28 protein-coding genes and 1 tRNA gene are annotated in these 22,004 nt (G+C 65.6%); 11 read left to right on the top strand and 18 right to left on the bottom strand.

What is annotated here, in order from left to right; translation table 11 throughout:
• Positions 1-59: 59 nt before the first annotated feature.
• The 3 genes from WIX39_RS02765 to WIX39_RS02775 are packed head-to-tail and all read left to right on the top strand — an operon-like array spanning position 60 to position 2,481.
• Complete coding sequence (locus WIX39_RS02765) at positions 60-1,076, top strand: thiamine pyrophosphate-dependent dehydrogenase E1 component subunit alpha (protein WP_409194453.1); 1,017 nt, start codon at positions 60-62, stop codon at positions 1,074-1,076.
• Positions 1,067-2,035 (top strand): alpha-ketoacid dehydrogenase subunit beta, encoded by a 969-nt coding sequence (locus WIX39_RS02770; protein WP_409194454.1) that lies wholly within the window; start codon positions 1,067-1,069, stop codon positions 2,033-2,035. Before WIX39_RS02765 ends, WIX39_RS02770 begins: the two co-directional genes overlap by 10 nt.
• A 23-nt stretch (positions 2,036-2,058) precedes the next feature.
• Entirely contained in the window at positions 2,059-2,481 is a 423-nt protein-coding gene (locus WIX39_RS02775) for a MarR family winged helix-turn-helix transcriptional regulator (protein WP_409194455.1), read from the top strand.
• Positions 2,482-2,609: 128 nt separating this feature from the next.
• Here the strand turns inward: WIX39_RS02775 and WIX39_RS02780 are convergent, their stop codons facing one another.
• Entirely contained in the window at positions 2,610-3,407 is a 798-nt protein-coding gene (locus WIX39_RS02780) for an SDR family oxidoreductase (RefSeq protein ID WP_409194456.1), read from the bottom strand.
• 124 nt (positions 3,408-3,531) lie between these two features.
• Here WIX39_RS02780 and WIX39_RS02785 point away from each other — a divergent pair, with 124 nt between their 5' ends.
• Together WIX39_RS02785 and WIX39_RS02790 are read left to right on the top strand one after the other, a co-directional pair.
• The gene (locus WIX39_RS02785) at positions 3,532-4,470 is read left to right on the top strand and encodes a LysR family transcriptional regulator (RefSeq protein WP_409194457.1); all 939 of its coding nucleotides are present in this window, start codon (positions 3,532-3,534) and stop codon (positions 4,468-4,470) included.
• 62 nt (positions 4,471-4,532) lie between these two features.
• On the top strand, positions 4,533-5,561 hold the full coding sequence (locus WIX39_RS02790) for a Bug family tripartite tricarboxylate transporter substrate binding protein (RefSeq protein WP_081267440.1): 1,029 nt from the start codon (positions 4,533-4,535) through the stop codon (positions 5,559-5,561).
• Positions 5,562-5,575: 14 nt separating this feature from the next.
• Here WIX39_RS02790 and WIX39_RS02795 read toward each other — a convergent pair whose 3' ends face one another.
• The gene (locus tag WIX39_RS02795) at positions 5,576-5,899 is read right to left on the bottom strand and encodes a DUF1840 domain-containing protein (RefSeq protein WP_106936480.1); all 324 of its coding nucleotides are present in this window, start codon (positions 5,897-5,899) and stop codon (positions 5,576-5,578) included.
• 11 nt (positions 5,900-5,910) lie between these two features.
• On the bottom strand, positions 5,911-7,179 hold the full coding sequence (locus tag WIX39_RS02800; protein WP_106936479.1) for an SAM-dependent methyltransferase: 1,269 nt from the start codon (positions 7,177-7,179) through the stop codon (positions 5,911-5,913).
• Between the two features lie 132 nt (positions 7,180-7,311).
• Between WIX39_RS02800 and WIX39_RS02805 the strand changes: the two genes are divergently transcribed.
• From WIX39_RS02805 to WIX39_RS02830, 6 genes are read left to right on the top strand one after another with little or no spacing between them, the layout of a single operon-like run.
• On the top strand, positions 7,312-9,690 hold the full coding sequence (locus tag WIX39_RS02805) for a bifunctional salicylyl-CoA 5-hydroxylase/oxidoreductase (protein WP_106936478.1): 2,379 nt from the start codon (positions 7,312-7,314) through the stop codon (positions 9,688-9,690).
• 1 nt (position 9,691) lies between these two features.
• On the top strand, positions 9,692-10,171 hold the full coding sequence (locus tag WIX39_RS02810; protein WP_081267436.1) for a MarR family winged helix-turn-helix transcriptional regulator: 480 nt from the start codon (positions 9,692-9,694) through the stop codon (positions 10,169-10,171).
• Complete coding sequence (locus WIX39_RS02815) at positions 10,168-11,022, top strand: enoyl-CoA hydratase family protein (protein WP_081267435.1); 855 nt, start codon at positions 10,168-10,170, stop codon at positions 11,020-11,022. The genes WIX39_RS02810 and WIX39_RS02815 overlap by 4 nt, the downstream gene beginning before the upstream one ends.
• 4 nt (positions 11,023-11,026) lie before the next feature.
• On the top strand, positions 11,027-12,220 hold the full coding sequence (locus WIX39_RS02820) for an acyl-CoA dehydrogenase family protein (RefSeq protein WP_081267434.1): 1,194 nt from the start codon (positions 11,027-11,029) through the stop codon (positions 12,218-12,220).
• A gap of 5 nt (positions 12,221-12,225) precedes the next feature.
• On the top strand, positions 12,226-13,848 hold the full coding sequence (locus WIX39_RS02825) for an AMP-binding protein (RefSeq protein WP_409194458.1): 1,623 nt from the start codon (positions 12,226-12,228) through the stop codon (positions 13,846-13,848).
• Positions 13,845-14,243: a RidA family protein gene (locus tag WIX39_RS02830; protein WP_081267432.1), complete on the top strand. Its 399-nt coding sequence runs from the start codon at positions 13,845-13,847 to the stop codon at positions 14,241-14,243. Before WIX39_RS02825 ends, WIX39_RS02830 begins: the two co-directional genes overlap by 4 nt.
• A 111-nt stretch (positions 14,244-14,354) precedes the next feature.
• Here the strand turns inward: WIX39_RS02830 and WIX39_RS02835 are convergent.
• The 15 genes from WIX39_RS02835 to rpsN form a co-directional block, all read right to left on the bottom strand.
• Positions 14,355-14,431, bottom strand: a tRNA-Met gene (locus WIX39_RS02835).
• 18 nt (positions 14,432-14,449) lie between these two features.
• Complete coding sequence (gene rplQ, locus WIX39_RS02840; protein WP_081267431.1) at positions 14,450-14,848, bottom strand: 50S ribosomal protein L17; 399 nt, start codon at positions 14,846-14,848, stop codon at positions 14,450-14,452.
• A 92-nt stretch (positions 14,849-14,940) separates the two neighbouring features.
• Positions 14,941-15,930, bottom strand: a complete 990-nt coding sequence (locus tag WIX39_RS02845; protein WP_009124827.1) for a DNA-directed RNA polymerase subunit alpha — start codon at positions 15,928-15,930, stop codon at positions 14,941-14,943.
• Between the two features lie 142 nt (positions 15,931-16,072).
• Positions 16,073-16,696 (bottom strand): 30S ribosomal protein S4, encoded by a 624-nt coding sequence (gene rpsD, locus WIX39_RS02850; RefSeq protein WP_009124826.1) that lies wholly within the window; start codon positions 16,694-16,696, stop codon positions 16,073-16,075.
• Between the two features lie 131 nt (positions 16,697-16,827).
• Entirely contained in the window at positions 16,828-17,232 is a 405-nt protein-coding gene (gene rpsK, locus WIX39_RS02855) for a 30S ribosomal protein S11 (protein WP_009124825.1), read from the bottom strand.
• 12 nt (positions 17,233-17,244) lie between these two features.
• Complete coding sequence (rpsM, locus tag WIX39_RS02860; RefSeq protein ID WP_013544105.1) at positions 17,245-17,610, bottom strand: 30S ribosomal protein S13; 366 nt, start codon at positions 17,608-17,610, stop codon at positions 17,245-17,247.
• Between the two features lie 23 nt (positions 17,611-17,633).
• On the bottom strand, positions 17,634-17,747 hold the full coding sequence (gene rpmJ / locus WIX39_RS02865; protein WP_013544106.1) for a 50S ribosomal protein L36: 114 nt from the start codon (positions 17,745-17,747) through the stop codon (positions 17,634-17,636).
• Positions 17,748-17,811: 64 nt separating this feature from the next.
• A complete protein-coding gene (gene secY, locus WIX39_RS02870) occupies positions 17,812-19,125 on the bottom strand; it encodes a preprotein translocase subunit SecY (protein WP_009124822.1) in 1,314 nt (437 codons plus the stop codon).
• A 27-nt stretch (positions 19,126-19,152) separates the two neighbouring features.
• Entirely contained in the window at positions 19,153-19,584 is a 432-nt protein-coding gene (rplO, locus tag WIX39_RS02875) for a 50S ribosomal protein L15 (protein WP_009124820.1), read from the bottom strand.
• Positions 19,585-19,595: 11 nt separating this feature from the next.
• Positions 19,596-19,778: a 50S ribosomal protein L30 gene (gene rpmD, locus WIX39_RS02880; RefSeq protein WP_019653974.1), complete on the bottom strand. Its 183-nt coding sequence runs from the start codon at positions 19,776-19,778 to the stop codon at positions 19,596-19,598.
• Positions 19,779-19,802: 24 nt separating this feature from the next.
• Positions 19,803-20,321: a 30S ribosomal protein S5 gene (gene rpsE / locus WIX39_RS02885; RefSeq protein ID WP_081267430.1), complete on the bottom strand. Its 519-nt coding sequence runs from the start codon at positions 20,319-20,321 to the stop codon at positions 19,803-19,805.
• An 18-nt stretch (positions 20,322-20,339) separates the two neighbouring features.
• A complete protein-coding gene (rplR, locus tag WIX39_RS02890) occupies positions 20,340-20,705 on the bottom strand; it encodes a 50S ribosomal protein L18 (protein ID WP_081267539.1) in 366 nt (121 codons plus the stop codon).
• A 14-nt stretch (positions 20,706-20,719) separates the two neighbouring features.
• Positions 20,720-21,253 (bottom strand): 50S ribosomal protein L6, encoded by a 534-nt coding sequence (rplF, locus tag WIX39_RS02895; protein ID WP_081267429.1) that lies wholly within the window; start codon positions 21,251-21,253, stop codon positions 20,720-20,722.
• A 24-nt stretch (positions 21,254-21,277) separates the two neighbouring features.
• Entirely contained in the window at positions 21,278-21,673 is a 396-nt protein-coding gene (gene rpsH, locus WIX39_RS02900) for a 30S ribosomal protein S8 (protein WP_081267428.1), read from the bottom strand.
• Between the two features lie 20 nt (positions 21,674-21,693).
• Entirely contained in the window at positions 21,694-21,999 is a 306-nt protein-coding gene (gene rpsN / locus WIX39_RS02905) for a 30S ribosomal protein S14 (protein ID WP_081267427.1), read from the bottom strand.
• Between the last annotated feature and the right edge of the window lie 5 nt (positions 22,000-22,004).

A 22,004-nucleotide genomic window follows, 5' to 3' on the forward strand; every position in this document is an offset into this window, starting at 1 on the left:
TCGATCTCGTTTGATACGATTTTTCGCAAGGCGCCCACCTCGAGCGCGTTGGAGACAAGATGGACCCGAGCACATCCGATGCGCAGGCGCTGTACCGCGTCATGGTGCGCATCCGCGCTTTCGAGAACGCCGCCGAAGCGGCCAGCCAGGGCGGCGTGAGCGCCTATGGCCAGCAGGCCGCGGGTGCCGCCAAGGTGCGCGGGCCGCTGCACCTGTCCACCGGCCAGGAGGCGGTGCCGGCCGGCGTGTGCGCCCACCTGCGCGCCAGCGACTACCTCACCTCCACCCATCGCGGGCACGGCCACACGCTGGCCAAGGGCGCGGACCTCGCGCGGATGATGTGCGAGCTGTTCGGCAAGGCCACCGGCTTCAACGGCGGCAAGGGCGGCTCGATGCACATCGCGGACTTCTCGGTCGGCATGCTGGGCGCCAACGGCGTGGTGGCGGCGGGCCTGCCGATTGCCGTGGGCGCGGCGCATGCGCAGAAGCTGCTCGGCAAGGGCGACGACATCACGGCCTGCTTCTTCGGCGACGGCGCCATCAACCGCGGGCCCTTTCTCGAAGCGCTGAACTGGGCGCAGGTGTACGAGCTGCCGGTGCTCTTCGTCTGCGAAGACAACCGCTGGAGCGCGACCACCGCGAGCGGGCCGATGACGGCGGGCGACGGCGCTTCGGTGCGTGCCGAGTCGCTCGGTATCGCCGCCACGCAGGTCGACGGCAACGACGTGTTCGCGGTGCACGAAACCGCCGCGCGGCTGGTGAGCGAGGTGCGCGCCGGCGGCGGCCCGCGCCTGCTGCACGCGCTGACCTACCGCGTGAAGGGCCACGTGTCGGTCGACCTCGCGGCCTACCGCGACCCGGCCGAACTCGCGGTGGCGCTGGAAACGGACCCGATCGCGCGGGCGCGCGGCCATCTTCTTTCAGCGGGCATCGCCGCCGCCACGCTCGACGCCATCGAGAACGCCGCGCGCGACGAGGTCGACACCGCGCTGGCCGTCGCCGACGCCGCGCCCTGGCCCGACCCCGGCGCCGCCTTCACCGACGTGCAGACCACCGGAGCCGGCCAATGGCATTGACGAAGCAGGACCTGAGCTATTCCGAAGCCGCCCTGCTCGCGCTGCGGCGCGAGATGGAGGCCGACCCGCGCGTGGTCGTGCTCGGCGAGGACGTGGGCCGCGGCGGCATCTTCGGCCAGTACAAGGGGCTGCAGCAGCACTTCGGCACCGGCCGCGTGATCGACACGCCGATCAGCGAGGCCGCGATCATGGGCGCCGGCGTGGGCATGGCGCTCGCGGGGCTGCGGCCGGTGGTCGAGATGCGCGTGGTCGACTTCGCGCTGTGCGGCATGGACGAACTGGTGAACCAGGCCGCCAAGAACCGCTTCATGTTCGGCGGCCAGGGCCGCGTGCCGCTGGTGGCGCGCATGCCGGGCGGCATCTGGGATGCGTCGGCGGCGCAGCACTCGCAATCGCTGGAGGCGTGGTTCGCGCACCTGCCGGGCGTCGTGGTGGTGTGCCCCTCGACGCCGCAGGACAACCACGGCCTGCTGCGCGCGGCGCTGCAGTGCGGCGACCCGGTGGTCTACATCGAGCACAAGACGCTGTGGGGCGCGCGCGGCGAGGTCGACGAAAGCATCGAGGTGCCGTTGGGCAAGGCCGCGCGTGTGCGCGAGGGCGATGCGCTCACGCTGGTGAGCTGGAGCCGGCAGATGCAGGCCTGCGCGGACGCCTGCGACGCGCTGGCCGCCGAAGGCATCGCTATCGACCTGATCGACCTGCGCACCCTGTGGCCGTGGGACCGCGAGACGGTGCTGTCGTCGTGCGCGCGCACCGGCCGTCTGCTGGTGGTGCACGAGGCGGTGCAGGCGGCGGGCTTCGGCGCCGAGATCGCGGCCAGCGCGGCGGAGGCCACCGGCTGCCGCGTCGCGCGGCTGGGCGCGCCGCGCATTCCGGTCGGCTATGCGCCGGTGCTGGAGGCGCAGTCGCGCGTGGGCGTGCCGGCCATCGTGGCCGCCGCGAAGAAGCTGGCCGGCTGAGGTCCGGCCGCAGCGCAGGCGCGATGGACCCGCTCTTCTTCAAGCTGGTGCGGGTGGTCAACCTCACGGCGCGGCCTTTTCATGAGCGCGTGGGCCGCGAGCACCAGCTCACGCTGAACGAGTGGCGCACGATGGCCGTGCTCGGCGCCCAGCCCGGGCTCAACGCCACGCAGGTCGCCGACCAGACCGGCCTGGACAAGATGGCGGTGAGCCGCGCGCTGGCGGGCCTCAAGCGCCACAAGCGCGTGCAGCGCCACGAAGACCCGACCGACCAGCGCAGCAGCCGCCTCTACCTGACCGCGACCGGCAAGGCGCTGCATGAGCAGGTCGCCGCCCTGGGCCGCGAGCGCGAGGCCGCGCTGTTCGCCGGAGTCGATGCCACCGAACTGGCCCAGCTGGACGCAACCCTGGACAAACTCATCAAGGCCGTCCAGCGCAGCAATTGACGAAGGCACGCCAGCCGTGCCCCCTTCCAGAACACCGAGGAACCGGCTCCGCCGGGCCTCAGGTGTTGCCCCCGGTAGGGGGAAGGCGAAGCGACACGAAGTGCGCGCAGCCTGGGGGCGAGCCAAATTCAAGCGGCAAAGCCGCCGTCGATGTTCAGGCCCGCGCCGGTCACGAACGCGGCCTCGGGGCTGGCCAGGTAAGCCACCATGCCGGCGATCTCGTCGGCATGGCCGTGGCGGTCGATGGCCATGAAGCCGTGCATGGTGGCGGCCATCGGGCCGCTGGCGGGGTTCATGTCGGTGTCGACCGGGCCGGGCTGCACGTTGTTGACCGTGATGCCGCGCGGGCCCAGGTCGCGCGCCAGGCCCTGCACCAGCCCGGTCAGCGCCGACTTGCTCATCGCATACACGCTGCCGCCGGCAAAGGGCATGCGCTCGGCGTTGGTGCTGCTGATGTTGACGATGCGCCCGCCCGTGCCCATGTGCGCCAGCGCCGCCTGGATCGCGACGAACACGGCGCGCACGTTGACCGCGATGGTGCGGTCGAAATCGGCCAGCGAGAACTGCTCGACGGGGCCGAGGTGCAGCACGCCCGCGTTGTTGACCAGGATGTCGATGCGCCCGCCGAAGTGCCCGGCGGCCCGGTCGATGCCGGCCTTGAGCGCGTCGGCGTCGGCACTGTCGATCTTCAGCGCGAGGGCGCGGCCGCCCTCGGCCTCGATGGTGCGCACCAGTTCGTCGGCCGGCGCGCCGGAACTGGCATAGCTGAAGGCCACGGCGGCACCGTCGCGCGCCAGCCGGCGAACGATGGCGGCACCGATGCCGCGCGAGCCGCCGGTGACAAAGGCGACCTTGCCGGCCAGGACGGGGGAAGAAGAAGAAGAAGAAGAAGAAGAAGAAGCAGAAGCGACGTTGCTGGAAGCCATGATTTTTTCCGATCTGTTGGAGGAAGAAGGCCTCCAGTCTCTGCCTTTCATTGCATTGCCGGTAGCCGGCAATCGAGTCAATCAAATTCAACTGAAAGTTGAAAATCGGCATGAAAATGCGCGCATGGAACCGCTCAATCACCTCGAATCCTTCGTGCAGAGCGCGGAGGGCGGCAGCTTCTCGGCCGCGGCCCGGCGCCTGGGCCTCACGCCGGCGGCGGTCAGCAAGAACGTGGCGCGGCTCGAGGCGCGGCTGGGCCTGCGGCTGTTCCAGCGCAGCACGCGCAGCCTCACGCTGACCGAGGGCGGCGAGCGTTTCCTCGCGCAGATCGGCGGCGCGCTCGCCACGCTGCGCGAGGCCGTGGCCGGCATCGACACCGACGACGGCCAGCCCGCCGGCACGCTCAAGGTGAGCATGGGCCAGGCTTTCGGGCGCGCGCATGTGCTGCCGATGCTGGGCGACTTCATCGCGCGCTACCCGGCCATCGTGCCGGACTGGCATTTCGACAACCAGCAGGTCGACCTGGTCGGCGAGGGCTTCGACGCGGCCATCGGCGGCGGCATCGAACTGTCGGCGGGGCTGGTGGCGCGCGAACTGGCGCGCGTCCACCAGGTGGCGGTGGCGTCGCCGCGCTACATGGAAGGACGCGACATGCCCCGGCAGCCGTCGGACCTGGCGGCGCTCGACGCCTTGCTGCGCCGCTCGTCGCCCACGGGCCGCGTGCGCGGCTGGACGCTGCGGCGCGTGCGCGCCAACGCCCGCGAGGCCGAGATCACGGTCGAGCTGCCCCGCCCGCGCGCCGTCTTCAACGACCCCGAAGCCCTGGCGCAGGCCGCGCTCATGGGGCTGGGCGTGGCGATGCTGCCGATGCCCTTCGTCGAGCGCAGCCTGCGCGGCGGCGAGCTGGTGCGGCTGCTGCCCGAGTGGTACCAGGACACGGGCGCGGTGTGGCTCTACTACCCGAGCAAGAAGCTGCTGCCGCCGAAGACGCGGGTGTTCGTCGACTTCGTGCTCGAGCGTTTTCGCAGCGAACGCTTCGCCCAGCGCATGCAGGTGGCCTGACCGTTGCGCCCACGGGGTTTTCACCCGCGACGCAGGCAGCGCCCCCATGTACAAACGCGCGCATGACTTCTTTCTCTTTCTTTTCCTCGCCTTCCAATCGCCGGACCGCGCTCGCGGCCTCGGTCGCCACCGCACTCGCCCTCATGGCCGCCCCGTCCTGGGCCCAGAGCAACTGGCCTACCAAGCCGGTGCGCATCGTCGTGCCGTTCGCGGCGGGCGGCACCACCGACATCCTGGCGCGCGCGATCGCGCCGGAGCTCTCCAAGGCCTTCGGCCAGCAGTTCATCGTCGACAACCGCGCCGGCGCGGGCGGCAACCTGGGCGCCGAGATCGTGGCGCGCGCGCCCAACGACGGCTACACACTGCTGATGGGCACCGTGGGCACGCACGGCATCAACCGCGCGCTCTATCCCAAGCTGGCCTTCGACCCGATCAAGGACTTCGCGCCCATCACGCTGGTGGCCGCCGTGCCCAACGTGATGGAAATGAACGCCGACAAGGCCAAGGCGCTGAACATCCACAACGTGCAGGACTTCATCAAGTACGCCAAGGCCAACCCCGGCAAGCTGAACATGGCGTCCAGCGGCAGCGGCACGTCGATCCACCTGGCGGGCGAGCTGTTCAAGAGCATGACGGGCACCTTCATGGCGCACATCCCGTACAAAGGCTCGGGCCCGGCGCTGCTGGACATGGTGGGCGGCAACGCCGACGTGATGTTCGACAACCTGCCCTCGTCGATGGCGCAGATCAAGGCCGGCAAGCTCACCGCGCTGGCCGTCACCAGCGCCCAGCGTTCGCCGGCGCTGCCGGACGTTCCGACGGTGGCCGAGGTGGGAGGCCCGATGCTCAAGGGCTACGAGGCGAGCTCGTGGTTCGGGCTGCTGGCGCCAGCCGGCACCCCGCCCGAGATCGTGAACCGCATTCAGCAGGAAGTGGCCAAGTCGCTGGGCACGCCGGCCATCAAGGAGAAGATGCTCGCGCAGGGCGCGCTGCCGAGCGGAAATTCACCGGCCGACTTCACGAAGCTCATCGCGAGCGAACACGTGAAATGGGCGAAGGTGGTGAAGGACTCCGGCGCTAAGGTCGATTGAACCGCTGAAGACGCTCAGGTCTTCCAGGTCACGTCCTTCTTGTCGGCCAGCGAATCCTTGAGCATGTGAAGCAGGGGGGCAGCGCGCTGGTGCAGTCCCACATGCTGCTTCTCGGCGTCGTTGGCATGGCCTTCGACCGCGTAGTCGTCGTGGTTGTGGGCATTGCCGCCTTCGCGGGCCAGTGCGGCCTCCAGCGCGGAAATGGCGCCCGGGATCTGCTCGACGGTGATGATGCCTTGCGGCGCGGCCGGCTTGCCGACGATGTCGAGCAACTGGCGCGCGTGCACTTCGAGCATCACGAAATCGGCGGAAGCCCGGGACTGGAATCGATAGAGCATGGTGTTCTCACTTATTTGTAGATGTAATCACGGGCAAAAGGGTACACCGATTGCGCACCGCGCAAGACGCCATGCTCGACATTGCCGTCGGGCTTGGTCGACAGCATCTGGTGCAGCGAAATCCAGCCCTGCTCGAAGCTCATGGCCGAGCCCGCCAGGTACAGGCGGTAGGCCCGCAGCACGCGTTCGGCGTTCTCGCCCTGGCGGCCGCCGCTGCGCCTGAGCACTTCGCGCGCGGTGTCGAGCTGCGCTTCGAGCGCGTCCGACCAGGCCCACAGCGTGCGCGCGTAATGCGGGCGCAGGCTTTCGGTGTCGACCATCTCCAGGCCGGCCGCGGCCGTCTCGCGCAGCACGTGCGTCACGTGCAGCAGTTCGCCGCCGGGGAAGATGTATTTCTCGATGAAGTCGCCCATGCCAGCGCCCAGCTGGCGGTAGTTGAGCTCCCCCGAGGTGATGCCGTGGTTCATGACCAGGCCACCGGGCTTGAGCAGTGAATGAATCTTCCGGAAGTAGGTCGGCATGTTGGCCGCGCCCACGTGCTCGAACATGCCGACCGATGAGATCTTGTCGAAGGGCTGGTCGACCGACAGTTCGCGGTAGTCGCGCAGCTCGACGCGCACCCGGCCCTGCAGGCCCTTCTCCTCGATCAGCCGCTGCACGTGCGCATGCTGGTTCTTCGACAGCGTGATGCCGGTGGCATCCACGCCGTAGTGCTCGGCGGCCCACAGCAGCAGCGCGCCCCAGCCGGAGCCGATGTCGAGGTAGCGCTCGCCCGGCTGCAGCATGAGCTTGCGGCAGATGTGGTCGAGCTTGGCTTCCTGGGCCTGCGCCAGCGTGAGGTCGGGGGTGCGGTAGTACGCGCACGAATAGACCCGGCGCGGGTCGAGCCACAGCGCATAGAAGTCGTCGGAAACGTCGTAGTGGAACTCGATCTGGGCCGCGTCCTTGCGCAGCGAGTGCGAGCCGTGCGACTTGGCCATGTGCTGCAGGCGACTCCACCAGCCGGTGTCGGTCTCGGCCGGGTTGCCCGGCAGCATGCCCACCGTGGCGTCGATGAGGTCGCGCATGGCGCCTTCGATCTGCACCTTGCCCTCGACGTATGCCTCGCCGATGGCGCCCACCTGCCGGGCCGCCAGCTTGGCGAGCACCGCCCACTCCTTGAAGGCCAGCGTGACGCGGGCCCCGGCCTGGGCGACGCGGCGGCCATCGGGCAACTCCAGCGCGATTGGAACAGGCAGCGAAGCCAGCTGCGACTCGATCTTGGGTATCAAGTGTTGCATGGGCCGATGGTATTGATTTTTCCAGGTTTTTGCATGGCTGCCCGTGTCGGCGGAAGCCTCGAAACGGTGCGCCCTGCCGTTGGTTGCCAACCCGCATTGACAGCAGATTGTTTATGTCTAAACTATTGAAACATGAACAGCCTCAACCCGGTTCAATCCGTCCGCCCCGCTCCAGCCGCGGATCTCCAACGCATCCTGTGCATCGGCGGCGGTCCGGCCGGGCTGTACTTCGCCCTGCTGATGAAGGCGCGCAACCCCGCGCTGCAGATCACGGTGGTGGAACGCAACCGCCCCTTCGACACCTTCGGCTGGGGCGTGGTGCTGAGCGACCAGACGCTGGGCAACCTGCGCGCGGCCGACGCCGAAACCGCGGCGCTCATCGGCAACGAGTTCCATCACTGGGACGACATCCAGGTGTTCTTCAAGGGCCGCCAGGTGCGCTCGGGCGGCCACGGCTTCTGCGGCATCGGCCGCAAGCGGCTGCTGAACATCCTGCAGGAACGCTGCCTGGCGCTGGGCGTCGAGCTGGTGTTCGAGACCGACGCCACCGACGACCAGGCCATCGCCGCAAAGTACAAGGCCGATCTCGTCATTGCCAGCGACGGCCTCAACAGCCGCATCCGCCAGCGCTATGCCGACGTGTTCAAGCCCGACATCGATCTGCGCAACTGCCGCTTCGTGTGGCTGGGCACGCACCAGACTTTCGACGCCTTCACCTTCGCCTTCGAACAGACCGAGCACGGCTGGTTCCAGGCGCATGCCTACCAGTTCGACGACAAGACTTCGACCTTCATCGTCGAGACGCCCGAGGCCGTATGGAAGGCCCACGGCCTCGACCAGATGGAGCAGCCGGAGGCCATCGCCTTCTGCGAGAAGCTGTTCGCCAAGTACCTGGGCGGCCACTCGCTGATCAGCAATGCCACGCACCTGCGCGGCTCGGCCAACTGGATCCGCTTTCCGCGCGTGGTGTGCGAACGCTGGACCCACCGCATCGAGGTCGACGGCCGCTCGGTGCCCGTCGTGCTGATGGGCGACGCCGCGCACACCGCGCACTTCTCGATCGGCTCGGGCACCAAGCTCGCGCTGGAAGACGCCATCGACCTGGCCAATGAATTCGCACAGGGCGGCACCGTCGACCATGTGCTCGAAGGCTACGAGGCACGCCGCAGCGTCGAGGTGCTGAAGATCCAGAACGCCGCGCGCAACTCGACCGAGTGGTTCGAGAACGTGCCGCGCTACACCGGCATGGAGATCGAGCAGTTCGCCTATTCGCTGCTCACGCGGTCGCAGCGCATCAGCCACGAGAACCTGCGCGTGCGCGACACGCAATGGCTCGGCGGCTACGAGCAGTGGCTCGCGGGCGGCAAGGCCGTGCCGCCGATGCTCATGCCCTACAAGGTGCGCGGGCTCACGCTGAAGAACCGCATCCTCGTGTCGCCCATGGCCACCTACAGCGCGGTCGACGGCGTGCCTCAGGACTTCCTGCTGGTGCACCTGGGCGCGCGCGCGCTCGGCGGCGCCGCGATGGTGTTCGTCGAAATGACGAGCCCGACGCCCGAAGGCCGCATCACCCCGGCCTGCACCGGCATTTACAACGACGCCCAGCAGGCCGCGTTCAAGCGCATCGTCGATTTCGTGCACACGCAGTCGAGCGCGAAGATCGCGATGCAGCTCGGCCACAGCGGCCCCAAGGGCTCCACGCGCGTGGGCTGGGAAGGCACCGACGAGCCGCTCGAAAGCGGCAACTGGCCGCTGCTCGGCGCCAGCGCCGTGCCGTACGGCGAACAGAACCAGCTGCCCGCCGCCATCACGCGCGCCGAGATGGACACGCTGCGCGACCAGTTCGTCGCCTCGACGCGCCGCACGCTGGAAGCCGGCTTCGACTGGCTGGAGCTGCACTGCGCGCACGGCTACCTGCTGTCGGCCTTCATCAGCCCGCTCACCAACCTGCGTACCGACGAGTACGGCGGCGACATCGAAGCGCGCTGCCGCTATCCGCTCGAGGTGTTCCGCGCCATGCGCGCCGTGTGGCCCGCGGACAAGCCCATGAGCGTGCGCATCTCCGCGCACGACTGGGCGCCAGGCGGCAACACCGACGCCGACGCGGTGGTGGTCGCGCGCCTCTTCAAGGAAGCGGGTGCGGACTTCATCGACGTTTCGTCCGGGCAGACGACGCGCGCCGCCAAGCCGGTGTACGGCCGCATGTACCAGACGCCCTTCTCCGACCGCATCCGCAACGAAGTGGGCATCGCGACCATCGCCGTGGGCGCCATCACCGACGCGGACCAGGCCAACAGCATCATCGCGGCCGGCCGCGCCGACCTGTGCGCCATCGCGCGCCCGCATCTCGCCGACCCGGCCTGGACGCTGCACGAAGCCGCCAAGCTGCAGAGCCGCGAAGTCGACTGGCCGAAGCAATACCTGAGCGGCCGCGACCAGATGTACCGCGAGATCGCCAAGCAGCAGCAGATGGCTGCGGCAGCCGCGGCGAACCCCGAGGAGACGCACTGACATGGACCTCGAAGCGCGCGCGCACAGCGAACACCCCGAAGCCCTGCGGCTCTGGCTGCGGCTTCTCACCTGCACCCAGCTGATCGAGAAGCAGGTGCGCAACGAACTGCGCTCGCAGTTCGCGACCACGCTGCCGCGCTTCGACCTGATGTCTCAACTCGAGCGCTCGCCCGACGGCCTGAAGATGAACGAGCTGTCGCGCCGCATGATGGTGACGGGCGGCAACGTCACCGGCATCACCGACCAGCTCGTGACCGAAGGGCTGGTGGAGCGCATCAATGTCGAGGGCGACCGCCGTGCCTGGCGCGTGCGCCTCACCGCGCGCGGCCGCAAGCTCTTCAACGAGATGGCGCAGCAGCACGAAGACTGGATCGTCGAGGCCTTCGCCGGCCTCAGCGGAAAAGAGATCGCGCAGCTGCACAAGCTGCTCGGCAAGGTCAAGCAACACTCACACAACCAATCGATGGCGGAGACGGAATGAAGCACTACATTGGCGCAGGCAACCCCATGCGCGCGCAATTCGAAGCTAAGGCTGCCTACAAGGCCGAGCACTTCGCATGGAGCTACGAAGCGGGCGTCGGCACCATCACGCTGAACCGGCCCGAGCGCAAGAACCCGCTCACCTTCGACTCGTATGCCGAGCTGCGCGACCTGTTCCGCGCGCTGGCCTATGCGACCGACGTGAAGGTGATCGTGGTCACCGGCGCGGGCGGCAATTTCTGCTCGGGCGGCGACGTGCACGAGATCATCGGCCCGCTGACCGGCATGCGCATGCCAGAGCTGCTGGAGTTCACGCGCATGACCGGCGACCTGGTGAAGGCCATCCGTTCGTGCCCGCAGCCCATCGTCGGTGCGATCGACGGCGTGTGCGCCGGTGCGGGCGCGATGATCGCGCTGGCCTGCGACCTGCGCTACGGCTCGCCCGCCACGCGCACCGCATTCCTCTTCACCCGCGTGGGCCTCGCTGGCGCGGACATGGGCGCCTGCGCGCTGCTGCCGCGCGTGATCGGCCAAGGCCGTGCTTCGGAACTCCTGTTCACCGGCCGCGCCATGACCGCGCAGGAAGGCCACGCCTGGGGCTTCTTCAACGCGCTGCACGAAAGCGATGCGTTGCTCGAGGCCGCCACCAAGGTGGCGCGCGAACTGGCCGAAGGCCCCACCTTCGCGCACGGCATGACCAAGACCATGCTCGCGCAGGAATGGTCCATGACCATCGACCAGGCCATCGAGGCCGAAGCGCAGGCACAGGCCATCTGCATGCAGACCGAAGACTTCAAGCGCGCGTACGAAGCCTTCGCGGCCAAACGCAAGCCGGTGTTCGGCGGAGACTGAAGCCATGATGACCAAGGCACCCGCTCCACCATCGACAGTGCACCTGGCGCTGCCGTTCTTCGACGACGCGCATCGCGCGCTGGCCGAAGGCCTCTTGCCCTGGGCTGCTGCGCAGGAGGTCGACGAGCACGACGACCGCGCCGCCTGCCGCGACTGGGTCCGCCGCCTCGGCGACGGCGGCTGGCTGCGCTACTGCGTGCCGGGCACATCGGGCGGCGCGCTCGAGCGGCTCGACTCGCGCGCCCTCGTGCTGCTGCGCGAGACGCTCGCATTCCATTCGCCGCTCGCCGACTTCGCATTCGCGATGCAGGGCCTGGGCAGCGGCGCCATCACGCTCGCTGGCACACCCGGGCAGCACGCCGATTACCTGACGGCCGTGGCCAAGGGCAGCAAGATCGCAGCCTTCGCGCTCAGCGAACCCGAAGCAGGCTCCGACGTGGGCGCGATGGCGATGCGCGCCGAGCCCACCGCCGATGGCTGGAAGCTCAACGGCGAGAAGACCTGGATCAGCAACGGCGGCATCGCCGACTTCTATTGCGTGTTCGCGAAGACCGATCCTGCAGGCGGCACGCGCGGCATCACCGCGTTCATCGTCGACGCGACGACGCCGGGCCTCGACACCTCCGCGCACATCGACGTGATGGCGCCGCATCCGCTCGCCACCTTGCGCTTCGAGAACTGCGTGGTGCCGCGCACTGCCCAGCTCGGCGAGCTCAACGGCGGCTTCAAGCTCGCGATGCGCACGCTCGACATCTTCCGTGCATCGGTGGCCGCGGCCGCGCTCGGCATGGGGCGACGCGCACTGGCCGAAGCCATCGCGCATTCGAAGAACCGCCGCATGTTCGGCCAGACGCTCGCGGATTTCCAGCTCACGCAAGCCAAGCTCGGCGAGATGGCCGCGCTGATCGACAGCGCCGCATTGCTCACCTATCGCGCGGCATGGATGCGCGACGACGCCGAACGGCGCGGCGCGCCCGCTGTCGGCGACGTGTCGGCCGCCGCCGCGATGGCGAAGATGTGCGCCACGGAAAACGCGAGCCGCGTGATCGACATGGCGCTGCAGATGCATGGCGGCCTCGGCGTGAAGGTTGGCACGAAGATTGAGAGCCTCTACCGCGACATCCGCTCGCTGCGCATCTACGAAGGCGCGACGGAGGTTCAACAACTGATCATTGGCAAATCCGTTCTGCGGGGATAAATACCGTGTCTGCCCAAGTCGACCGCTTCGTTCACGACCGCCTGCCGCCAGCCGCGCAGCTGCCCGTCTTTCGCTACGACCTGCCCGAGTTGCAACTGCCCGACCAGTTGAACCTGGTCGAGGAACTGCTCGACAAGGCAACTGCCAAGGGCTTCGGCGACAACCCGATGCTTCGTTCGCCGCAGGGCACGCTCACCTATTCGCAAGCGGCCGTCGAGGTCAACCGCATCGCGCAGGTGCTGACGGAAGACCTCGGGCTGGTGCCGGGCAACCGTGTGCTGCTGCGCGGCGGCAACTCGGTGGCGATGGCGCTGGCTTGGCTTGCGGTGGTGAAGGCGGGATTGATCGCGGTCGCCACGATGCCGCTGCTGCGCGCGAAGGAACTGGGCGAGATCATCGAAAAGGCACGGCCCGTGGCCGCCCTGTGCGATGGCCGGCTGCTCGATGAACTCGCCATCGCGCAGCGGGAGCATCCAGTGCTGGCCACCGTGATCGCATTCAACCAGCCCGATGCACCGGACTCGCTCTCGTCGCGCGCCGCGAAGAAGAGCGGCGTGTTCACCGCATGCCCCACGGCATCGGACGACATCGCGCTGCTCGCGTTCACGTCGGGCACCACGGGCAAGCCGAAGGCGCCCGTGACCACGCATCGCGACGTGCTCGCGATGTGCCAGACCTGGCCGCGCCACGTGCTGAAGGCGCGCAGCGACGACATCGTGGTGGGCTCGCCGCCGCTGGCCTTCACCTTCGGTCTCGGCGGGCTGCTGGTGTTTCCGATGTGGGCCGGTGCCTCGGTGTACTTTCCCGATGCTCCGTTCTCCCCCGAAGGGCTCGTGAAGCTGATCAACGAGGTCGGCGCGACCATCAGCTACACCGCGCCCACGTTCTATCGCCAGATGGCGCCCTTCGTGAAGCAGCACGGCATGCCGAGCCTTCGCATCAGCGTGAGCGCCGGCGAGGCGCTGCCCGACGCCACGCGTCAGCTATGGAAAGAGGCCACGGGCATCGAGATGCTCGACGGCATCGGCGGCACCGAGGTGTTCCACATCTACATTTCGGCTGCAGGCGACGAGGTGCGCCGCGGCGCAGTCGGCAAGGCGGTGCCGGGCTTCACTGCGAAGGTGGTGGACGACGCCGGCAACGAGGTGCCGCACGGCACCGTCGGCAAGCTGGCGCTGCAGGGACCCGTGGGCTGCCGCTACCTCGACGATCCGCGCCAGGCCGACTACGTGAAGAACGGCTGGAACTACCCGGGCGATTCGTTCGTGCAGGACGACGACGGCTACTTCTTCTACCAGGCGCGCGCCGACGACATGATCATCACGGCCGGCTACAACGTCGGCGGCCCGGAGGTGGAAGATGCACTGCTGAAGCACCCCGCCGTGGCGGAGTGCGGCGTGATCGGCAAGCCGGACGCGGACCGCGGCATGATCGTCAAGGCCTTCTGCGTGCTCAAGCCCGGCCATGAAGGCGATGCAGCCCTGGTGAAGACGCTGCAGGACCATGTGAAGGCGACGATCGCGCCCTTCAAATACCCCCGGGAGATCGAGTTCGTCACGGCGCTTCCGCGCACCGAGACTGGCAAGCTCCAGCGATTCAAACTGAGACAACCCAACACAACATCATGATCAACAAACTCCTGCAGCCCGAAGGCTGGTTGCCTCCCAAGGGCTATGCGAACGGCGTCGCCGCACGCGGAACGATGCTGTTCGTCGGCGGCCAGATCGGCTGGAACGCGCAGCAACAGTTCGAATCGGACGACTTCATCGACCAATGCGGCCAGGCGCTGCGCAACATCGCCGAAGTGCTCCGCGCCGGCGGCGCGGGCCCCGAGCACATGGTTCGCATGACCTGGTATGTGACGGACCGCGATGAGTACAGCCGCCGGCTCTCAGAGCTGGGCCCGGTCTATCGTGATGCGATGGGGCGCAACTTCCCGGCCATGACTTGCGTGCAGGTCGCGGCGCTGGTGGAGCACCGCGCGAAGGTCGAGATCGAGGTAACGGCGGTCATTCCGGACTGACGCCGCGTCAGGCAAATTCCAGAAACAGAAAAGCCCTCTTTGCGAGGGCTTTTTCAATTCATTTACCAGCCAAGAAAAAAGGCCCTTTGAAATTCAAAGGGCCTTTTAAATTGGTTGCGCGAGCAAGATTTGAACTTGCGACCTTTGGGTTATGAGCCCAACGAGCTACCAGGCTGCTCCATCGCGCGGCAAGAATAAATTATAGCTTATTCAGCAGCGTTTTGCTCAGCTGCGTCTTCTTTAATTTCAGGACGGTCCACGAGTTCGACCAGCGCCATCGGCGCGTTGTCGCCCACGCGGAAACCCATCTTCAGGATGCGCGTGTAGCCGCCCGGGCGGGCTGCGAAACGCGGGCCGAGTTCACCGAAGAGCTTCACCACGCTGTCGCGGTCGCGCAGGCGGTCGAAAGCCAGGCGCTTGTTGGCCAGCGTGGGCTTCTTGGCGAGCGTGATCATCGGTTCGATGACGCGGCGCAGTTCCTTGGCCTTGGGGACCGTGGTCTTGATGACTTCATGCTCGATGAGCGAGTTCATCATGTTCTGCAGCATCGCGAGGCGGTGCGAGCTGGTGCGGTTGAGTTTGCGGAGTCCGTGTCCGTGACGCATGGTGCTTTCCTTTACTTTATAAAAACAGGCAGCCGTATCAGGTACTGCCCGGTGCACTGGCTCTTTGGGGAGCCAAATTTCAAAAATTCAAATCAACGCTTGTCAAGACCGGCCGGGGGCCAGCTTTCGAGCTTCATGCCCAAGGTCAGGCCGCGGGAGGCAAGCACTTCCTTGATTTCGTTGAGCGACTTGCGACCCAGGTTCGGGGTCTTGAGCAGCTCGTTTTCGGTGCGCTGGATCAGATCACCGATGTAGTAGATGTTCTCGGCCTTCAGGCAGTTCGCCGAACGCACGGTGAGTTCGAGCTCGTCGACAGGGCGCAGCAGGATCGGATCGAACTGCTGTGCGCTGCGCGGTGCCGGTGCGTCGAATGCAGCGAGTTCGCCGCCTTCGAGCTGCGCGAACACTGCGAGCTGCTCGACCAGGATTTTAGCCGAAGCGCGAACTGCGTCTTCCGCGGTGATCGCGCCGTTGGTTTCGATCTCGACGAGCAGCTTGTCCAGGTCGGTACGCTGTTCGACACGGGCGCTTTCGACCGTGTAGCTCACGCGCTTGACGGGCGAGAACGAAGCGTCGAGAACGATGCGGCCTATCGACTTGGTCGGCTCGTCCGCGTAGCGGCGCATCGTGCCGGGCACGTAGCCGCGACCCTTTTCGACCTTGATCTGCATGTCGAGCTTGCCGCCTTGCGACAGGTGCGCGATCACGTGGTCGGGGTTGATGATCTCGACGTCGTGCGGGGTCTGGATGTCCGATGCGAGCACCGGGCCTTCACCGTCCTTGCGCAGGCTCAGCGTGACTTCGTCGCGGTTGTGGAGCTTGAACACCACGCCCTTGAGATTCAGCAGGATGTTGACGACATCTTCCTGCACGCCGTCGATCGACGAGTACTCATGCAGAACGCCAGCGATCGTGACTTCGGTGGCCGAGTAACCGACCATGGACGACAGCAGAACGCGACGCAGCGCGTTGCCGAGCGTGTGGCCGTAGCCGCGCTCGAAAGGCTCGAGCGTGACCTTGGCCTTGTTGGCGGCAAGTTGCTCGACCTGGATGGTCTTGGGTTTCAGCAGGGTGGTTTGCATGCAGACTTCCTCTCAATACCCCCGGCTCGTTACACCGGTAAGGCTGGTGAAGCACCTGATCCGCGACGAAGCGCGGAGCAGGAACGTGAACAACAATATCAATCTCCCGCCGGCGCGAACGCGCCGAGGCGGGTAGAAAAAATCAACGCGAATACAGTTCGACGATCAGCGATTCGTTGATGTCGGCTGCGAATTCGTCGCGATCGGGCACCTTCTTGAACGTGCCTTCGGCCTTGTCGGCATTCACGTCGACCCAGGCCGGAATACCGACTTGCTGGGCGAGTTGCAGCGCTTCGACAATGCGGTTCTGCTTCTTCGACTTGTCGCGCACGGCGATCACGTCACCGGTCTTGACCAGGTACGACGGGATGTTGACCGACTGACCGTTCACCGTGATCGCCTTGTGCGACACGAGCTGGCGCGCTTCGGCGCGGGTCGAGCCGAAGCCCATGCGGTAGACGACGTTGTCCAGGCGCGATTCGAGGATGAACAGCAGGTTGGCGCCGGTGTTGCCACGGCGGCGGTCGGCTTCTTCGAAGTAGCGGCGGAATTGCTTTTCGAGCACGCCGTACATGCGCTTGACCTTCTGCTTTTCACGCAACTGCAGACCGTAGTCGGAGGTGCGCTGACCCGAGGTGCGACCGTGCTGGCCGGGCTTGGAGTCGAACTTGGCCTTGTCCTGGATGGAGCGGCGGGCGCTCTTCAGGAACAGGTCGGTGCCTTCACGGCGGGAAAGTTTGGCCTTGGGGCCGAGGTAACGTGCCACGATTTTTCCTTTGTGTCATCTGCCGCAGTTGCCTGCGGGAGCCATCTGCGAAGCGCGGATGGCGGTGGGCTTAGATAAAAAACAAATGCGCAGCCGCTTGAAAAAGCCGGCTGCGCCTTGCGGACTGACGATCAGATGCGACGACGCTTCTGGGGACGGCAGCCATTGTGCGGAACGGGCGTCACGTCGGCAATGGAATTGATCCGGATGCCGAGCGCAGCCAGTGCGCGCACCGACGATTCGCGACCAGGACCGGGGCCCTTGATCTCGACGTCGAGGTTCTTGATACCTTGTTCGACAGCAGCACGGCCGGCAACTTCGGAAGCGACCTGCGCAGCGAACGGGGTCGACTTGCGCGAGCCCTTGAAGCCCTGGCCACCCGACGAAGCCCACGACAGGGCGTTGCCCTGGCGATCGGTGATCGTGATGATGGTGTTGTTGAACGAGGCATGCACGTGGGCGATACCGTCCGCAACGTTCTTGCGAACCTTCTTGCGAACGCGCTGTGCGGCGTTGTTTGCAGGTGCTTTAGCCATGCTGGTCTATCCTTATTTCTTCAGGGACTGCGCAGCCTTGCGCGGACCCTTGCGGGTGCGGGCGTTGGTGCGCGTGCGCTGGCCGCGCATCGGCAGGCCGCGACGGTGACGGAAGCCGCGATAGCAGCCGATGTCCATCAAACGCTTGATGTTCATCGTCGTCTCGCGACGCAGATCGCCTTCGATGGTGAACAGAGCGATCTGGTCGCGGATCTTTTCGAGATCGGCGTCGGTCAGATCCTTGATCTTCTTCGAATACTCGATGCCGCTCGCTTCGCAGATTTGACGGGCGCGGGTGCGACCGATGCCGAAGATGGCGGTCAGGCCGATTTCAGCGTGCTTGTGCGGCGGGATGTTGATGCCAGCAATACGTGCCATGTGCGTCCTCTAATACTCTTCAATCAACCCTGGCGCTGCTTGTGGCGCGGGTCGGTGCAAATCACACGCACCACACCTTTACGGCGGATGACCTTGCAATTACGGCAGATGGTTTTGACCGAAGCCGAAACTCTCATTTCATTCTCCTAAAACTGTTTAACGTGGCGGTCTACCGCCCGGACTCAATACTGAAACACAGCCCTACGATGTCTTGAAGTTCGCCTTCTTCAGCAGCGATTCGTACTGCTGGGACATCATGTAGTTTTGCACCTGGGCCATGAAGTCCATCGTGACGACCACGATGATCAGCAGGGAGGTACCACCGAAGTAGAACGGCACGTTGTACTTCAGGATCAGGAACTCGGGCAGCAGGCAGACGAAGGTGATGTACACCGCGCCGGCCAGCGTCAAGCGAACCAGAATCTTGTCGATATAGCGAGCGGTCTGGTCACCCGGGCGAATGCCAGGAATGAAAGCACCACTCTTCTTCAGGTTGTCGGCCGTTTCCTTGCTGTTGAACACGAGTGCCGTGTAGAAGAAGCAGAAGAAAACGATCGCAGCGGCATACAGCAGCACGTAGATCGGTTCGCCCGGACGCAGTGCGCCCGCAACGTCCTTGATCCAGCGGAAACCGCCTTCACCGGTACTGAACCAGCCAACCACCGTTGCGGGCAGCAGGATGATCGACGAGGCGAAGATCGGCGGGATCACGCCGGCCATGTTCAGCTTCAAGGGCAGGTGCGACGACTGGCCGCCATAGACCTTGTTGCCGACCTGGCGCCGCGCATAGTTCACGAGGATCTTGCGCTGGCCGCGTTCGACGAACACCACGAAGTAGGTGACCAGCACCACGACGGCGATGATGAACAGCGCAATGATCGGATTCATTGCACCGGTCGTCACCAGCGAAGCGAGGCCGCCGATCGCGTTCGGCAGGCCGGCCGCGATACCTGCAAAGATCAGGATCGAGATGCCGTTGCCCAGGCCGCGTTCGGTGATCTGCTCGCCGAGCCACATCAGGAACATCGAACCTGCCGTCAGGCTCACCATGGCGGTCAGGCGGAAGCCGAAACCGGGGGCGATGACCAGACCGGCAGACGACTCGAGAGCCACCGCGATGCTGAACGATTGGAACAGTGCCAGACCGAGCGCGCCGTAGCGCGTGTACTGCGTGATCTTGCGGCGGCCGGCCTCGCCTTCCTTCTTCAATTGCTCGAAGGTCGGAAGCACGTAGGTCATCAGCTGCATGATGATCGACGCCGAGATGTACGGCATGATCCCCAACGCGAACACGGTGAAGCGCGACAGCGCCCCGCCCGAGAACATGTTGAACAGGCTCAGAATGCCGCCCTGCTGGCCCTGGAACAACGCTGCCAGCTGGTCCGGGTTGATACCCGGCACAGGAATGTGCGCGCCAATCCGGTAGACCACGAGCGCGAGCAGCAAAAAGACGAGCCGACGACGGAGGTCGCCGAACTTGCCTGTTTTTGCGATCGTTGCCGCGTTAGTTGCCACGAAGAACTTCTTTCAGTCCGATGGTGATCAGGCGATGCTGCCGCCGGCTGCTTCGATCGCAGCCTTGGCACCAGCGGTAGCGCCCACGCCCGTCAGCTTGACGGCCTTGGTCAGTTCGCCGGTCTTGACGACCTTGACGACCTTGGCCAGCTGGCCCACGAGGCCGGCTTGCTTCAGCGCCAGGACATCCACTTCGGCCAAGCCGAGCTGCTCGAGAGCAGTCAGCGTGACTTCGGCGTTGAACTTCAGCAGGTGCGACTTGAAGCCGCGCTTCGGCAGGCGACGCTGCAGAGGCATTTGACCGCCTTCGAAGCCCACCTTGTGGAAGCCGCCAGCACGCGACTTCTGGCCCTTGTGGCCGCGACCCGCGGTCTTGCCGATGCCAGAGCCGATACCACGGCCAACGCGACGCTTGGCGTGCTTGGCGCCGGCTGCCGGCTTGATGCCATTGAGTTCCATATCAGTCTCTCTTACAGAACTTTGACCAGATAACTGATCTTGTTGATCATGCCGCGCACAGCGGGCGTGTCTTGCAGCTCGCTCACGCTGTTGAGCTTGCGCAGGCCGAGGCCGCGCACGGTCGCGCGATGCGATTCCTTGGTACCGATCGGGCTCTTGACCAATTGGACCTTGAGGGTTTGTTGTTGCGTCATTTGAATGCTTCTTTCGGCTTGCGCTTAAGCGAAGATTTCTTCGACGGTGAGGCCGCGCTTGGCAGCCACTTGACCCGCGGTCGTCGAGTTCTTCAACCCGTCGAGCGTGGCGCGAACCATGTTGTAGGGGTTCGACGAACCATGGCTCTTGGCCACGATGTCGGTGATACCCATCACTTCGAACACGGCGCGCATCGGGCCGCCGGCGATGATGCCGGTACCCTTGGGAGCCGGGTACATCACGACCGTCGAAGCGCCATGGTGGCCCTGCACCTGGTGGTGCAGCGTGCCGTTCTTGATCGAAACCTTCAGCAGGTTGCGACGCGCTTCTTCCATGGCCTTCTGCACTGCAGCGGGCACTTCCTTCGACTTGCCCTTGCCCATGCCGACGCGGCCATCGCCATCACCAACGACGGTGAGTGCTGCGAAACCGAGGATACGACCACCCTTCACCACCTTGGTGACGCGGTTGATCGCGATCATCTTCTCGCGCAAACCGTCCTCGGGGCCTTCGTTCTGCGTTCTTGCCTGAATCTTTGCCATTTTGAATCTCGTGTCCGGTTAGAACTGCAGGCCGGCTTCGCGGGCGGCCTCGGCCAGCGCCTTGACGCGGCCGTGGTAAGCGAAACCTGCGCGGTCGAAAGCGACCTTCTCGACGCCGGCTGCCTTCGCCTTTTCAGCGATGCGCTTGCCGACGGCGGTGGCTGCGGCGGCATTGCCGCCCTTGCCCGAACCGCCGAGCGAGGTACGCACTTCGGCTTCTGCCGTCGATGCGGTTGCAATCACCTTGGAGCCGTCGTCGGAGATGACGGTTGCATAGATGTGCAGGTTGGTGCGGTTCACCGTCAGACGGGCCACGCCCTGCGTCGCGATGCGAATGCGGGTCTGGCGCGAGCGGCGAAGACGCTGTGCTTTTTTGGTCAACATCATTTTGCTGCCCCTTACTTCTTCTTGGTCTCTTTGATCACGATCTTCTCGTCCGAATAACGGATACCCTTGCCCTTGTAGGGCTCGGGCGGACGAACAGCGCGGATCTCAGCGGCGATTTGACCAACGCGCTGACGGTCAGCACCCTTGATCACGATTTCGGTCGGGGTCGCGGTGGCCACCGTGATGCCTTGCGGCATGTCGATGTTGACCGGGTGCGAGTAACCGACTTGCAGGTTCAGCTTGTTGTTGGAAGCCGCAGCCTTGTAGCCGACGCCGACCAGGTTGAGCTTCTTCTCGAAGCCCTTGGTCACGCCAACCACCATGTTGTTCACCAGCTGACGGATCGTGCCGCTCATCGCGTTCGCTTCACGCGACTCGTTGGCGGGCTCGAAGCTCAGCTTGCCGTCATTGCTGACGATCTTGACCAGCGCATTGCGGGCCAGGCTGAGCGAACCGCCCGTGCCCTTGACGCTGATCTGGTCTTCCTTGATCGACACATCCACGCCTGCGGGGATGGTGACCGGCATTTTTCCTACTCGGGACATTTCAGTAACTCCTCGATGTCTCGGTTAGGCGACGTAGCACAGAACTTCGCCGCCGACACCGGAGGCGCGAGCCTTGCGGTCGGTCATCACGCCCTTTGGGGTCGTGACGATCGCAACGCCGAGGCCGTTCTGGACTTGCGGAATGGAAGCACTGGCCTTGTAGACACGCAGGCCGGGGCGGCTCACGCGCTCAATGCGCTCGATGACCGGACGGCCAGCGTAGTACTTCAGCGAGATTTCAAGTTCGCTCTTGCCGGCTTCGGTCTTGACCTGGAAGCCGTCGATGTAGCCCTCGTCCTTCAGGACTTGTGCGATTGCGATCTTCACCTTGGAAGACGGAACCGACACGGTGGGCTTCGCCACCATCTGCGCGTTACGGATACGCGTCAGCAGGTCGGCAATGGGATCACTCATGCTCATGTTGTTTGCTCCTGCCTGGCTTACCAGCTGGCCTTGGTGACACCGGGGATGTCGCCGTTGAAAGCCAGTTCGCGGATCTTGGCGCGGGCCAGACCGAATTGACGGAAGGTGCCACGGGGGCGACCGGTGATTTCGCAACGGTTGCGCTGACGCGTGGGGTTCGCGTTGCGCGGGAGCTTTTGCAGCGCCAGACGGGCAGCTGCACGCTCTTCGTCGGTCTTCTTCACGTCGTTGGAAGCCGCCTTCAGTTCCGCGTGCTTCGCAGCGAACTTGGCAACCAGCTTGTCGCGCTTGAGTTCGCGCTGGATCAAAGATGCTTTAGCCACGAATC

This window comes from Variovorax sp. AB1(2024) (genome assembly GCF_037482385.2).
Lineage (GTDB): Bacteria > Pseudomonadota > Gammaproteobacteria > Burkholderiales > Burkholderiaceae_C > Variovorax.